This is a genomic window from Nocardia amamiensis, from assembly GCF_015477605.1.
Classification (GTDB): Bacteria; Actinomycetota; Actinomycetes; order Mycobacteriales; family Mycobacteriaceae; genus Nocardia; species Nocardia amamiensis_A.
The window spans coordinates 120,402-134,645 of record NZ_JADLQX010000005.1; the positions used below are offsets into that span (position 1 = coordinate 120,402).

A 14,244-nucleotide genomic window follows, 5' to 3' on the forward strand; every position below is an offset into this window, starting at 1 on the left:
TCCGAACCTGCCACGTTGCCTCGCCGTCATCGCCGCACAACACCGGATCAGGACGTTCATTACAATAAACCTCTGAAGTCGCCTGTCAAGCGTTACCCGGCCGTAGGGAGTCACGAAGAGTACACTTCGTTACCTGCATGACCAACCGAGGAGCAAGATGGCGGACGGTCCGACGTATCACCGGATCGCAGACCTCCTCCGCGAGGAGATCCGCGCAGCCAAGTGGAAGCCGGGCGATCGACTGCCCAGTCATTCCGAGCTCGCCGATCAAATGCAGGTCTCGATTACCACCGCCCGCAATGCCATCCAGGTATTGGTGACCGAAAACCTCGTCTACACCGCTACTTCCCGCGGCACCATCGTGCGCAGCCAGGAAGTGCTGGAATCCGTTGTCACCGACCATATCCGGCCGGGCCGGCCGAAGACCGAGCACGACATCTTCGAGGAGATCGCGCGGGCCGCGAACCGGGAGCCGTCGAAGGAGTTCAGCGCGAAGATGGAGCCCGCCAGCCGCGAGGTGGCGTCCTGGCTCGGCGTGCCGCCGGACTCCTGGGTACTGGCCAGGACGGTGGTGCAGTATCTCAACCATGAGCCCTGGTCCTGGGAGGTCAGCTTCTATCCCCGAGATCTGGCCGAGGCCACCGGAATCGACTCACCGCACGATATTCCGGAAGGCACCACTCGCCGCCTCGCCGACCGCGGCCATGCGGAGACCGCGCACCGCGACACGCTCGTCGCCCGGCCCGCCACCGCGGAGGAAGCCATCGTGCTCGGCGTAGCGTCGGGCACCGTCCTGCTCGACCACCTGCGGATCGGCGCCAACCACGAAAGAGTCACCCGCGCCACCCGACATCGCTCGCTCGCCACCGGCAATCGCCTGGCCTACGAGCTCGGCGACACCGAAGGCACGGCCGTGATCCGGGCCACGCTCGCCAGGTCGCACCGGCTCGGTCCCGCGTAAACCATGACGATCGTGCTCCGCCAAGCGACGCTCGGCGATCTCGGCATGATCTGCCGCCTGCGTGTCCAGCGCACGGCGTGGCTCACCGCGCGCGGCTCCGACCAGTGGACGGTCGCCGGACGCGGCCTGCCCATCGAGATCTTCGCTCGCGCGGTCGGCCGATCGCTGGACGCGGGCGAGACCTGGATCGCCGAGGTCGCGGGCGAACCGGCGGGCACCATCACGGTCAACGACCGCGCCGATAACGGCCTGTGGTCGCGGTGGGAACTCGACGACGCGGTGATCGTCCACTTCATGATCGTCGACCTGCGATTCGCCGGCCAGCACGTAGGCCATCACATGCTCGCTCACGCAGGAACGCTTGCGCGCCAACGGCGGCGCGAGTGGGTCCGCCTGGACGCCTGGACCACCAACACCGGCCTGCACGACTACTACCGCTCGGCGGGATTCCGGCTGGTCCGCATCGCGGGACCGGCAGCGCGGGGGCCCTCCCGCGCGCTGTTCGAGCGCAGGGCAGGCAGCTGGGATCAGGCGCGGCCCGTGCCGGTCCCCGCCATCGGCCGTCCCGACCATTCGGTGATCCTGGGGCCACCGCGACCGAACAACTGACCAGCCGCGGGTTAGAGCGGCGGCAGATAGGCGATCTGGATCATCTCCGGTTCCCTGCTGCGCGAGATGAGGGTGCCCCGGCCCGGTGGAAGCTTGGCCGAACGGATGTCGCCCAGGAATTTGCCCTCGTCCTTGGGCGCGCTCATCAGCAGCGCGTCGACCGAGATCTCCTTCATCCGGCCGAGCACCTTGTCGTACAGGGCCCGCGACGCGCCGCCGGAGCGCCGGGTGACGATGAGATGCATGCCGATATCGCGTGCCTGGGGCAGGAATTCCAGCAGCGGTTCCAGCGGATTCTGGCCGACGGCGACCATGTCGTAGTCGTCGACGACGATGTAGATCTCCGGCCCGCTCCACCAACTGCGCTCCCGCAGCTGCTGCGGCGTGATGTCCGAACCCGGAATCCGTTTGGCGAGATAGCCGGCGACTTCTTTGATCATGCCGACCGAGGTCTGCGACGACGTCGAATAGCCGGCCAGCTGGTCGCCTTCGAGCACGCCGAGCATGGTGCGCCGGTAGTCGATGAGGATCACCCTGGCCTGGTCGGCGGTCGAGTTCTCCGCGATGCCCAGCACGATGTTGCGCAGCAGGGTGGTCTTGCCGCATTCCACGTCGGCGAAGGCCATGAAATGCGGTTGTGCGCCGAAATCGAGGACAAGCGGCTGCAATTCGGACTCACCGAGACCGACGACCACGCGGGTCGGCCCCTGTTCGATGCCACGAGCACGCGCCGCCGCGAGGACCTGTTCGCGCGGAATCTCCATGGGCAGCATCCGCACCTCGGGGGCGCGCCTGCCCCCGTAGAGCTCGTTGAGCTGCTGTTTGGCGGCGCCGACGCCTTCGGGCAGGGTCTGCGGATCGGAGTCGGAATCCAGCCGCGGCAACGCGATCAGCATGTGCAGACGGTCGGGCGTCAGGCCGCGGCCGGGACGTCCCATCGGGACGAGCACCGCGGTGCGCCGGTCCATCTCGGAATCCGCGGGGTCACCGAGGCGCAACTCCAGCCGGGTGCCGATGAGGTCCTTGACGGCCGGCCGGATCTCCGCCCAGCGATTGGCCGAGACCATGAGGTGGATGCCGTAGGACAGGCCCTGCGCGGCCAACGCGTTGAACGCCGGTTCCAGCACGTCGAATTCCGCGCGAATGGTGGGCCAGCCGTCGACGACCACGAATACGTCGCCGAACAGATCCTCCGACAGCGGGTCGGCGGCGCGCTCGGTCTCGGTCATCATGGCCAGTTTCGCCTTGCGCCTGCGGAACTCGTGGATCGACTCGATGCCCAGCTCACGGAAGCGTTCCTCGCGCTGGTGCAGCAGCGTGGTCATCTCCGCGACGGTGCGCCGGACCCGGTCGACCTCGAGCCGTCCCGCGACCGAACCGACGTGCGGCAGGTCGGCCAGGCCGGCCAGGGTGCCGCCGCCGAAGTCCAGACAGTAGAACTGCACCTGCTCGGGGGTGTGCGTGGCCGCCGCGGCCATGATCACCGTACGCAGGGTGGTCGACTTGCCCGACTGCGGACCGCCGACCACGGCCAGATTGCCCTGCCCCCCGGACAAATCGATGACCAGCACGTCGCGGCGCTGCTCGTAGGGCTTGTCGATGACACCGATCGGCATCCACAGCTGACCGTGCCGGTTCACCGGGGACTTCCAGTCCGGATCGGGCAGCAGCATGTCCACCGAGGGCGATTCGTCCAGCGGCGGCAGCCAGACCTCGTGCGCGGGCCTGCCGTGACCGGTCAGCCGTCCGACCACCACTTGCAGCAAGGTCGCAGGCACCGCCTCGACCGGCCGGGCGACCTCGAGCGGTTCCTCCGCGAGGTCGAGCTCGCCCGGCGGAGGTGGCAGCTCGAGGGATCCAGGGGGCGGCGGAAGCTCGGGAAGCCCGTGCGGTGCGGTACTTTCGCGGTGGGCGGCCTGCTCCGGCTGCTCCACCGTGCTCGCCGTGAACACCACCGGCGACTGGCCGCCGACCGCGCGGCCGTCCACCTGCTGGCTGCCGCGTGGCGAAACGTAGGGCCCGGACACATAGGCCGCGTTGAACCGCAGCGGGTCGTCCGCGTCGCTCTTCAGGTAGGCCGAACCGGGCACGCTCGGGAGGTGATAGGCATCGGTGATACCGAGCACCGCGCGGGATTCGTTGGCCGAGAAGGTGCGCAGACCGATGCGATAGGACAGGTGGCTGTCCAGGCCGCGCAGCTTGTTCTCTTCCAAGCGCTGCGAGGCCAGCAGCAGATGCACCCGCAGCGAGCGGCCGAGGCGGCCGATCATCACGAACAGGTCGGCGAAATCCGGCTTCTGCGAAAGTAGTTCGGAGAACTCGTCGACCACGACGAACAGCGCGGGCAGCGGGTCGAGCTGGGCGCCTGCGGCGCGCGCCTTCTCGTACTCGGTGACGTTGGCGAAATTGCCCGCCGAGCGCAGCAGTTCCTGACGCCGGTTCATCTCGCCGGATAGCGCGTCCTTCATGCGGTCGACCATCGAGAGTTCTTCCTCGAGGTTGGTGATCACCGCGGCGACGTGCGGCAGCGATTCCAGGCCGAGGAAGGTCGCGCCGCCCTTGAAGTCGACCAGCACGAGATTGAGCAGGTCTGGCGAATGGGTGGCGACCAGCGAGAGCACCAGGGTGCGCAGGAACTCGGACTTACCCGAGCCGGTCGCGCCGATGCACAAGCCGTGCGGGCCCATGCCGTTCTCGGCGGACTCCTTGATGTCGATCTCCACCGGCGTGCCGTCCGGGGTGACGCCGATCGGCACGCGTAGTCGCTCCCGGTCGCTGCGCGGGCGCCACACCACGGCCGGGTCGATCTGGGCGGCGTCCGGAATCTTCAGCAGCGCCATCAGACCCGGGACGGCGCGCGTCTCGTCACCGAGGCTGACGATCTGCGCCGCGGTCGCGACGCGGTATCGGGCCAGGTCGCGGGCCAGCGCGCCGGCTTCGGCCAGGCTCACCGAGTCCGCGGTCGCGAATCGCTCGGTGCCCGCAGCGGATTTCGCGGCGACCCACCCGTCCGAGACCACCAGTTGCAGGCCGCGGCGCACGGCGAGACCGGTCTGCGGCGCGGTGAGGTCGAGCACGGTCACCGAGTCCAGGCCCGCGTCGCTGACGATCCGCTCGGTTCCGCTGACGAAACCGTCGTCGATGATGACGAGTAGGTGGATCCGGCCCACGGTCGGCTGCGCGTTACGCATGAACCGGCCGCGTTCGAGCAGCTCGGCGGCCATGGCGGTTTCGAGTTCGCCCAGCGACCGGTACATCATGCGAGCCGATCCGATGCCGTCGCGATCGACCGGATGCTGCAGGTGCGGAAGCCACTTCGCCCACGACCACGCCGCGCCGTCGGGATCGCCGCAGATGATGGCGACCGCGGTGTGGTCGGGTCCGTGGAACGCGGTGAACTCCATCAGCATCGACCGCACCAGCATGCGGGTCTGTGCCGGGTCGCCCTCGATGTTGACGGCCGGGAACGCACGCAGCGAGATCGCGGTCGGCAGGTTGTGCACCACCGAATGGGTGCGCACGAAACGACGCAGCGCCACCGTCGACACCGGCTCCAGATCCTCCAGCGGACCCGTCTCCGGCCTGGCCAGCTTGGTCGCCAACCGGTGGCTGCCGACGCCGACGCGCACGTGCCCGAAATCCGGGTCGTTGGGGCGGCGCTCCCACATGCGCCGGGTGCCGACCAGCGACTGGAGATCGGCCGGGTCCGGATGACTCCACAGCAGCGCGTCGAGCTGCGCGCGCCCGGTCTTGCGGACGTCCCTGCGCACCTGGTCCAGGTACCGGAAGTAGTCCTTGCGTTCCTCGTTGAGCTCCGCGGCCTTCTTCGGCCCGCCCCCGCCCCGGTATCCCGCCATCATGCCGACCATCGACATGATCATCATCATCGGGAACATCATCATGAACGGATTGGCCAGCAGGCTGCGGCCCATCATGACCATCATCGCGATCATGCCGACCACGGCGACCACCATCACCACCGGCATGAGCTTCATCAGCAGCCCGGTCGGTATCGGACGGGCGATCTCCGGCGGTGCGGTCAGCGCGACCTCGCCGCCGGGCGCCCGCGGCGGCGCGATGCGAGGCCTGCGCACGAAACCTTCGGTAGCCATGTCCTACAGTCCTTCTCCGGTCTCCGCCGGGTCGACGACGCCGCGGCCCCGGCGGAACGGGACGGACAGCGCGTATCCGATGCCGAGCAGCGACAGCAGCACGATGGCGCCAATGGTCGCGACGCGACGCGGCGCGGGATCGACATAGGGCGGCGGCGGAGTCGGCGGAATCGGCCGCGCCACATCGGCTCCCGCGTTCACCGGGCGTTCGGGCAACTGGGCGGTCAGCGCGGCGAGCGGGTCGATCAGTCCGTGGCCGATCCGGTCGTCGCGTCCGGAACCGGGTTGCTGCGCGGTTCGGGTGATGCGGTCGATCACCTGCTGCGCCGACAGTTGCGGGAATCGTGCGCGCACCAGCGCGGCGAGCCCGGACACGTAGGCGCTGGAAAAGCTGGTCCCGTCGATGGATCCGACGCCCTCGGCGGTCTGCACCGAGTCGACCAGACCGGTAGCGCCCGGCTTGCTGTCCAGCGAAACGATATTGAGTCCCGGGGCCGCGACGCCCACCCATGGACCGTGGATGGAAAACGGCGAGACGGTGCCGTCGGCCTCCACCGAAGCGACCGAGAGCACGTAGGGCGCGAACCAGGCCGGACTCACCGCGGTACGCACCGCGCCCCATCCTGTCCCCTCGTTCTGGCCATCACATGCCCCACCCTGCTGAATGTTTCCGGCCGCGGCCACCACGACCACATTTCGATCGTAGGCGTATTTGACGGCCGCGCCGAGTGCGCCGTCGGCCGGGTCCGCGCCCGTCGGCGAACAGGCGACCTCGGAGATGTTGATCACGCTCGCACCCAGGTCAACCGCACGCACGACCGCCGCGGCCAAGGTCAGCACATTGCCGTACCCGGCGCTGGCGATCTTTCCCGGCACCTCCGAGCGGGCCCGGTCTTTCGGCTCGTACGCCAGGCTCAGCTGCCGGATGGCCAGGACCTCCGCGTCGGGCGCGACGCCGGAGAACGCGTCGTCGGGGCTCGGCCGCGCCGCGATCAGGCCGGCGACCAGCGTGCCGTGGCCGTCGCAGTCGCTGGTGCCGTCGGAGTTGGCCACGAAATCGCCGCCGGGCTGCAGCGCGGGCAGCCGCGGATGCCGGTTCACGCCGGTATCGATCACCGCGACCTTCTGTCCGCCGCCACGGCTGAACTCCCAGGCCGCGGGCAGTTCCAGAATCCGTTGCGGCAGCGGTGCGTCGCGTGGTGGGCCGCCGCCGAGCATCGGCTCGGCACACACCGAGCGCTGTTCGGTCTCGTCGGGCGGGCCGCCCCTGGCGTTGACCGCGATCGCCGCGCCCAGCGCGCCGTCATCGATGACGGGCGGCCCGGCGGCGGAGGCCGGGGCGGGCGGGGCGAGACAGCTGAGACCGAGCACCAGCGCAACCCCGGTGAGCCGTAGCGGAACGCTCATCGCCACAACCACTCCACGATCACAGGTTTCTTGCCGCCGAGTACAAGTCCATGATCCACAGCACCAGCGGCACGACGGTGACGATCAGCAGATATTCGAAGATCTCACCGGCTCGTCTCATCACCGGCGACATCTCGGTGTGCGGGGCGATGACACCGAAGCCGACCATCGCCGTCGCGACAGCCAGCAGGATGCCCGCGATCGGCACCAACCACGACGGATGCCCGACCGCGACCGCGACCCCGACCGCGACCAGCGTGGTCGCGCCACCGGCGATCAGCGTGCCGGTCTGGACCAGGTCCGCGAATGCCCGTCCGCGCAAGGACAGGATCAGCCCGACGACCACCGCCAGTGCGATGCCCTGCCAGCGCGCCGCGCCGAGCGGATCGGCGGCGAGCACCGCGCCGACCGTCGCGGCGAGCGTGCTGCCCAGCAGGATGCCGGATTGGTACTGGTTGGCGGCTTTCGCGCGCAGTTCGAGACCCGCCGCCGATGGCAGCGCGGTGGCGCCGATCGCGCCGATGTCCTCGATGGTGGGGCGCGGTTCGTGATCGGCCGGGTCGATCGCGCCGCCCGCGGTGGGCACCGGAGGGACGGGCAGGCGCGCGGCCGCGACCGCGAGCCGCGGCGCCATCGTGATCATGATCAACGCGGCGACCAGCACGCCCGACGCGATCTTGGGCGTTCCGACTTCCCACACCATCCGCACCAGCGCGGCGCAACCCGTGAACGCGGCCGTGGTGAGCGCCGCCGCGCACAGCAGCGCGCCGACCCCCGTGACGCTGTAGGCGACCACGGCTACGACCAGCGCCGTGACCGAGGCGAGCAAGAGATGCGGACTGCCGAGCGTGTTGGGGACGAAAAACGCGGCGGCGGCGAAGAACAACGCGATCGCGTACAGCGACAGCAGCGTCGCGGCCAGTGTCGCCTGGTACTTCCGCACGCCGATGACCGCGGCGGTCACGGCGGCCAGCCCGGCGCCCGCGGGCAGGAAGCCGATCGCGATGCTCGCGCCGTCGGTCTTGGCCACGGCCAGCACACCGATCGCGGCGAGCACCCCGGCCAGCGCCGTGATCAGGCCCATCCACCGGGCCGCGACCGGTGACCAGCTGTGGAACGACTCGGCCGTCAGCCGCGACACCGCGTCGATCACGTCGTCGAACAGGGCGGGCGACTCCTTCGCCGTCACCGACCGCAAGACCAGCAGCTCGCCGTCGAACACCTCGGCGTCGGTCAGCGTCTGGTTCGGCGGAATCGGGTCGCGCCCGATCCTGGCCAGGGTCCAATGCTCGGTGCGCAGCGGGGCGCCTTCGTCGTGCTCGGTGAGGTCGGGAGTACGGGACTCGATCAGTTCCACGATGTCGGTGATGAACGCGGCGATCGGAATCGTCGCGGGCAGCCCCAGATCCAGCTGGGTGTTGCCGCCGATCACCGAGACTCGGCACAGCTCCGGATCAGCGGCTCCCAAGCCGCTGGTCGACGACTCGGTCACGAGTTTGCAGACTCCCTATGTCGACTCTGTCTTGCTTGGCAACGCACCCAATCTATACCGCTGTCTCCCGGTATGCTGACCGAGAACTCGCAATTACCGTAAGCTTTGGGGGCTTACCCGCATGACCGGCAACCGCCAAGCACAACGCGCCTTCGACGCCGGCGTCTTGTCATTGGGCCTCAGTATCGACGGGCAGGAATCCACACGCGATCTCGACTACGCGAAGCTTGCGTTCACCAGGGCGACGGAGTGGGATCCCGGTATGTGCGACGCGTGGCTCGGCCGCGCCGCCGCGGGCGAGGTCACCCGGGAAGTTCTGTTCAATCTCTATAAGACCAGCTCGACCACGCTTTTTCGGGAGCAGCGCAGGCTTGGCCTGCGGCCTAGGGAACTCGCGGGCCGATTCGTGGTCGGTCAGTACATCGACTATCCGCTGGCCAGTTATACCGAGATCTGGCTCGCCCAGGCCGCGCAGCTGATCGCCGACGCGGACTACGACGAGGCCGAACGGGTGCTCGACGAGCTGGCCTCGCATCGCAAATCCCAGCTCTCCCAGCCCGATAAGGAGATCGACGACCGCATCTGCGCCTATGTGCGTGCGGTGCTGCACTATCAGACCCAGCGCTGGCCCGACGTGATGACCGTGCTGGCCGGGTCGGCGGAGTGGGAAGACCCGTACATGGCCGCCGCCGCGCACGTCATGGTCGGCACTGCCTGCGCCCAGCTCGGGCTGTTCGGCGAGGCGATCCGCCGGATGGAGCAGGCCGAGCAGGGCCCGATCCCGGCCGCGGCGACCACCGCCCGGTTCTGCCGCGGACTGTGCCTGCGGGAAACCGGCAACGAGGCCGAAGCGCAGGCGCTGTTCGAGAAGGTGTTCTCCGAGGCGCCGGATTTCGAGGCCAACACCCAAGCCATGCGGGACCGCAAGTACCGCATCACGGTGACCACGAAAGAGCAGATCGACGCGCGCACCAACCGCTGGGATCCGACCTCGGCGCCGTCGGCGGAGCAGATCGGACGCGAAGAGCGCGACGACAAGGCCAAACAGATCCTCGAGTCCGCGCGGGCCGAACTCGACGCGCAGATCGGCTTGGCCGCGGTGAAGACCCAGGTGGCCAAGCTGCAGGCCACTGCGCAACTGGCCAAGATCCGCGCCCAGAAGGGCATGGCCAGCGTGCCGCGCGGCCAGCACCTGGCCTTCACCGGGCCGCCGGGCACCGGCAAGACCACCATCGCCAGGGTGGTCGCGAAGATCTATTGCGGGCTCGGTTTGCTGAAGACCGACAATCTCGTCGAAGCCAAGCGCGCCGATTTCGTCGGACAGCACCTGGGCAGCACCGCGATCAAGACCTCCAAGCTGATCGACAGCGCCATGGACGGCGTGCTGTTCATCGACGAGGCGTACACGCTCATCCAGACCGGCCTGCAGGGCGGCGACGCGTTCGGCCGCGAAGCGGTCGACACGCTCCTGGCCAGGATGGAAGACGATCGCGACCGGCTCGTGGTGATCATCGCGGGTTACGACGGCGAGATCGATCGGCTGCTCGCCGCCAACGACGGTCTGGCCTCCCGCTTCGCCAAGCGGGTGAAGTTCGACTCCTACACCCCGCAGGAGCTCGGCGAGATCGGCCAGTTCATCGCGCGGAAGCGGGATTCGGAGGTCTCCGAGGAGGCGCTGGCGCTGCTCGTCGCCGCCTGCGCCGAGCTGTACGAGAAGGAGAGCACCGACCAGAGCGGTCAGCCGCGCCGCGGCATCGACCTCGCCGGCAACGGCCGCTTCATCAGGAACGTGATCGAGGCGGCCGAGGAGGAGCGCGAGTTCCGGCTGGCCAATGACGAAAGCCTGGATCTGGCCGACCTGGACGAGGTGGTGCTCATGCGCATCGAGGCCGACGACATGTCCAATGCCCTCACGAATGTGCTTGCCACACTGAACCGGTAGCGGTGTCTGATTTGCAGTGCCTGCGGCACTGCGTGTTCGCGGCGTTGGTTGGCGTCTAACGACCGGACGGCAGTGTGTCGTGACTGACGAGCGCGTCCCGCGGCGTGAGAGTGGGGCCGGGCACCAATTGGCCGACGATCGGCCACGGAGCCAGCCGTGGTTTCGATTCCAGGCCGAGCACCGCCGCGGTCTCGGCGTCGGGGACGCCGTAGCGAATGCCGTTGTCGCCCACGTAGAACAGCGTGCCGCGCCGAGCGCTCTCCGGATCGATGCCCGTGGCCTGGACGAATTCGCCCGTGCCCGGCCGAATGTAGGCTGCGTCCACGCGCTCGCCCGTACCGTCGGCCGTGGCCAGCTCGACCGGGGTGGCCGAGGAGGACAGCGGCAACTTGCGACCGGCCAGGATGGTCACCGTCGCCGCCGGATCGTCGGCGCCCCTGGACCAGGACGTACAGCCCACCGGTGCGTCCTCGGCCGCCAGGATTTTCGGCGTCTCGGACGGGAAGTGGTCGAGCGGGAGTCGCTCCAGCACCGGGACGCCGGTGATCCGGTCCGGCGGTACCGTGGTGATCTCACTCATGCCTTGGGAATTCGCGTTCCGGATGACCTGCGCGGCGAACGGCGACACCCGCTGCACGCCATCGGCGAGCACCACGTAGAGGTCGTCGGCGACCACGCCGCGCACCCGTATCACGCCGCCGACCGGCACGCCGGACAGCTTGCCGGGTCCCGGCTCGCCGACGCGCTCGATTTGCGGCGGGGCCAAGGCGGCGACCTGGGTCGCGGCGTTCAACAGCCCCGTGCCGATCGGCCGGGGCTGATGGGCTCGCAGGTTCAGCGATTGGGCCATCACGGAGTCCTTCGGATCGACCTCCGCGCGCTTGCCGTCGAACAGCAGGAAAGTCTTGCCCTCTCGGACCACCAGCAGCGCCGCGTCGGCGCCGAGCGGCCGGGCGACGCCGTCCGCGTCGGTCGCCAAACCACCCGCGATCACCGTGGTGTGCACCCCTGGGGAGCGGGCCGCACTGCCGGCGGGGGACAGCTGCACCGCATCGCACAGGGTCCAGATCGACCGCTTTCCCGCCGAGGAACCTGGTAGCGACGCGGGTGCGCCGGGGATGCCCAGCAGCGCACCACGTGGCAGTGCGGCGAGCTTGGATTCCTTGACCGAAGTGGGCGACTCGTTGCTCTGGGTGATCAGCCGGGCCGAGGCCAGATTCAGCACCGGATGCAAGGTTTCGCCGACGACGGCGTAGAGCGCGCCGCTCTCCTTGGCCATCACGATCTTCGCGTCGTCGACCGAGCCCTGCGGCCGCAGGAACGCCAGGATCGCGGCGCCCGCCACCACCAGCAGGCCGAGCACCGCACCGACGACCAGCGACCGGGACTGTGAGCGCATCGGGTCGTGCAGCATCCGCACGTCCCGGCGCACGAGTGCGTGCTCGTAACGGCGTAGCAGGAATCGGTAGCCGTTGACTTGAGCGCGCGTGGTCAACTGGGCCGGCACGAATCCTCCGAACAGGACGCGGGTGGATCGGGGTGCGACATGGTCGCGCGGCTCTACAGTAGCGAAGCTCAGGAAGTTCGGTCCATGATGAGCCCATGGCGTCAACGACGGCCGACCGGGCCACACGGGCTTCGGCTCCGCCGCTGCACTCACGACAGTTCTGGTTGTTCCGGACTCTCCCGCTTCGCCTGGTACTGCCGGTATTGCTGCTGGCCATCACGGTCGCGCTGGTCGCGGTGGCGTTCGACGCGCCGACCTACGCCGCGGTCGCGGGCGGCGCGCTGATCGTGCTGATCGGGCTGGTACGGCGGCGCGGAAATTGCCTGGCGGCGTTTCTCGCCGAAGAATTCACTTTCCGGTGGCACGCGTTTCGCCACCGTTCCACCGCGGTCAACCATGCGCCGTTCGACGTTCCACTGCCCGACGGCGGCAGCTACGGCATGCGCTGGGACGGCACCCGGCTGATCACCATGCTGCGGATCGATGCGCAGCCGCGCGGCGTCACCTTGCTCAGCCCGAGCGGCCTGAACACCGGCGAGATGGTTCCGCTCCCCGAAATCGCTCGTTGCCTGCACCAATTCGACATCGGGCTGGCCTCGATCGACGTGATCAGCACCGGCTCGCGCACCTCCGACGCGGGCCAGGTGGCCCGGCTCTACGAGCAGATCCTCGGGCCGCTGCCCGCGGTCGCTCACCGCACGGTGTGGTTGGTGCTGCGCTTGGATCCGCTGGCCAACGCGCCCGCGGTGGACCGGCGCGGCGGCGGCTCCACCGGAACGCTGCGGTCGGCGATCGTCGCCACGCGCCGCGTGGCCAACCGCCTGGCCGCGCGCGACCTCACCGTGTCGGTGTTGTCGGCCGCCGAAATCACCTCGGCCGTGCACGAACTGACCCGCGGCGCCGCACTCGATCGGCTCACCGAAACCCAGCACGGCGTAGAACACGACGGCATCCACTCGGCCCTCTACCGGATGGCGCCGGAGGCCCTCGGTCCGCGCGGCCTCGCCGAGGTCTGGGCGACACCGAGCCTGGCGACCACCGTGACTTTGCGCCTGCGGCAGGCGGCCGGGGCGACCACGCGGCCGCACGACGCCGGGCCCGCCACCATCGCGGTGACCGCCACCGTTCGGTTCGATTCGCGTGCCCGGCCGCTCGAAGTCGACATTCCCGGCCTGCTGCCCATGTCCGGCAAGCACCGTCGCGCGCTGCTGCAATATCTGCCGGTCGACACCCAGGGGCCGCAGCTGCCGATCGACAGCTACTTGGGCACGCCGGAATCCCTGGCCGACCTGTTCACCCCGATCACCGGCTGTGGCCAGGTGATCGGCGCCGATTCCTCCGGCCAAGGTGTGGCACTGCCGCTGGTCGGGCAGTACGTGCGCCGGGTCGAGATCATCGGCGCATTGCTCATCGCCAAGCAGGTGATCCTGCGGGCAATCGCGTTGGGCGCCACCGTGGTGGTGCACACCAACCGGCACGACGCATGGCGCTCGATGGTGGCATATGTCGACGCGCCGCACTCGCTGTCGCTGGCGTCGTGGTCGGCAGGCTCGCAGCAGGCGAGCTCGCACCGGTCGGCCACGGTGTTCGTCTACGACGGCATTCCGCCGTCCACACACCATTCCGACGCGACGGTCATCGTGCTGCGTTCGGACGCGACCGGCGCCGAATCCTTCGACGCCGACGTCACGTTGATCGAGGACGCCGAAACGGCGAACCTGGTGACCGTACGCACCGCGACCGGAACCACTACCGTCCACATGGTCGCCACCCCGGCAGAGATGAACTACCTCGGCACGCCGATCGCGTTGTCGTACTGACGGATCAACCCCGCGTGCGCGGGGAGCCGTCGAACGGCCCGTTCGCCCTTACCGAGAACGGGCCGTTCGTGGTCAGCGGTGCCCTCAGCCTGCGAAGCTGTTGTACACCTTCATGTCGGCGTGCTGCGCGTTGCCGAGCGCGCGGTCGACCGCGTCGCGCAGCCGCTCCAGAATGTCGGCGGTGTCGCTGAACTCGTTGGTCCACGCGGTGTGGGCGGTGCGGAAACCCTCGGCAGACTGGTTGTCCTCCCACGCCACGTTGATCAGCTTCGCCGCCGCCTCCTCCAGATTGGAGATCTGGGTCTGCAGGTTGCGGTAGTGTCCGTCCAGCTGATCCATCAGCGGCACCAGGTACTTGGGGTCGTAGAGCATGTCGGATCCTTTCGTAGGAGAT

9 protein-coding genes are annotated in these 14,244 nt (G+C 68.9%); 4 read left to right on the forward strand and 5 right to left on the reverse strand.

All coding sequences use genetic code 11. From position 1 onward, the window contains the following. Window positions 1-157: 157 nt before the first annotated feature. Both IU459_RS08745 and IU459_RS08750 read left to right on the forward strand, forming a co-directional pair. Window positions 158-961: a GntR family transcriptional regulator gene (locus tag IU459_RS08745; protein ID WP_195128972.1), complete on the forward strand. Its 804-nt coding sequence runs from the start codon at window positions 158-160 to the stop codon at window positions 959-961. 3 nt (window positions 962-964) lie between these two features. Beyond that, window positions 965-1,570 carry a GNAT family N-acetyltransferase gene (locus tag IU459_RS08750; RefSeq protein WP_195128973.1) on the forward strand — a complete coding sequence of 202 codons (606 nt, stop codon included), beginning with the start codon at window positions 965-967 and terminating at the stop codon, window positions 1,568-1,570. 11 nt (window positions 1,571-1,581) lie between these two features. Here the strand turns inward: IU459_RS08750 and eccCa are convergent, their stop codons facing one another. Genes eccCa through eccD form a run of 3 tightly spaced genes read right to left on the reverse strand, consistent with a single transcriptional unit; the run spans window position 1,582 to window position 8,581 of the window. Then, window positions 1,582-5,682: a type VII secretion protein EccCa gene (eccCa, locus tag IU459_RS08755; protein ID WP_195128974.1), complete on the reverse strand. Its 4,101-nt coding sequence runs from the start codon at window positions 5,680-5,682 to the stop codon at window positions 1,582-1,584. A 3-nt stretch (window positions 5,683-5,685) separates the two neighbouring features. Further along, complete coding sequence (gene mycP, locus IU459_RS08760; protein ID WP_195128975.1) at window positions 5,686-7,089, reverse strand: type VII secretion-associated serine protease mycosin; 1,404 nt, start codon at window positions 7,087-7,089, stop codon at window positions 5,686-5,688. A 19-nt stretch (window positions 7,090-7,108) separates the two neighbouring features. Next, on the reverse strand, window positions 7,109-8,581 hold the full coding sequence (gene eccD, locus IU459_RS08765; RefSeq protein WP_195128976.1) for a type VII secretion integral membrane protein EccD: 1,473 nt from the start codon (window positions 8,579-8,581) through the stop codon (window positions 7,109-7,111). A gap of 121 nt (window positions 8,582-8,702) precedes the next feature. Here eccD and eccA point away from each other — a divergent pair, with 121 nt between their 5' ends. Beyond that, window positions 8,703-10,523, forward strand: a complete 1,821-nt coding sequence (gene eccA, locus IU459_RS08770; RefSeq protein ID WP_195128977.1) for a type VII secretion AAA-ATPase EccA — start codon at window positions 8,703-8,705, stop codon at window positions 10,521-10,523. Between the two features lie 55 nt (window positions 10,524-10,578). Here the strand turns inward: eccA and eccB are convergent, their stop codons facing one another. Beyond that, window positions 10,579-12,030, reverse strand: a complete 1,452-nt coding sequence (gene eccB / locus IU459_RS08775) for a type VII secretion protein EccB (protein WP_195128978.1) — start codon at window positions 12,028-12,030, stop codon at window positions 10,579-10,581. 95 nt (window positions 12,031-12,125) lie between these two features. Between eccB and eccE the strand changes: the two genes are divergently transcribed. Further along, entirely contained in the window at window positions 12,126-13,850 is a 1,725-nt protein-coding gene (gene eccE / locus IU459_RS08780; RefSeq protein WP_195128979.1) for a type VII secretion protein EccE, read from the forward strand. Between the two features lie 84 nt (window positions 13,851-13,934). On the opposite strand, the gene IU459_RS08785 is transcribed toward eccE, so the two are convergent. Then, entirely contained in the window at window positions 13,935-14,222 is a 288-nt protein-coding gene (locus IU459_RS08785) for a WXG100 family type VII secretion target (protein WP_195128980.1), read from the reverse strand. Window positions 14,223-14,244 lie beyond the last annotated feature (22 nt).

Bases quoted from the DNA above. Each gene is read 5' to 3' on its own strand.
- IU459_RS08745 (WP_195128972.1), top strand. From the start codon at position 158: ATGGCGGACGGTCCGACGTATCACCGGATCGCAGACCTCCTCCGCGAG.
- IU459_RS08750 (WP_195128973.1), top strand. From the start codon at position 965: ATGACGATCGTGCTCCGCCAAGCGACGCTCGGCGATCTCGGCATGATC.
- eccCa (WP_195128974.1), bottom strand. From the start codon at position 5,682: ATGGCTACCGAAGGTTTCGTGCGCAGGCCTCGCATCGCGCCGCCGCGG.
- mycP (WP_195128975.1), bottom strand. From the start codon at position 7,089: ATGAGCGTTCCGCTACGGCTCACCGGGGTTGCGCTGGTGCTCGGTCTC.
- eccA (WP_195128977.1), top strand. From the start codon at position 8,703: ATGACCGGCAACCGCCAAGCACAACGCGCCTTCGACGCCGGCGTCTTG.
- eccE (WP_195128979.1), top strand. From the start codon at position 12,126: ATGGCGTCAACGACGGCCGACCGGGCCACACGGGCTTCGGCTCCGCCG.
- IU459_RS08785 (WP_195128980.1), bottom strand. From the start codon at position 14,222: ATGCTCTACGACCCCAAGTACCTGGTGCCGCTGATGGATCAGCTGGAC.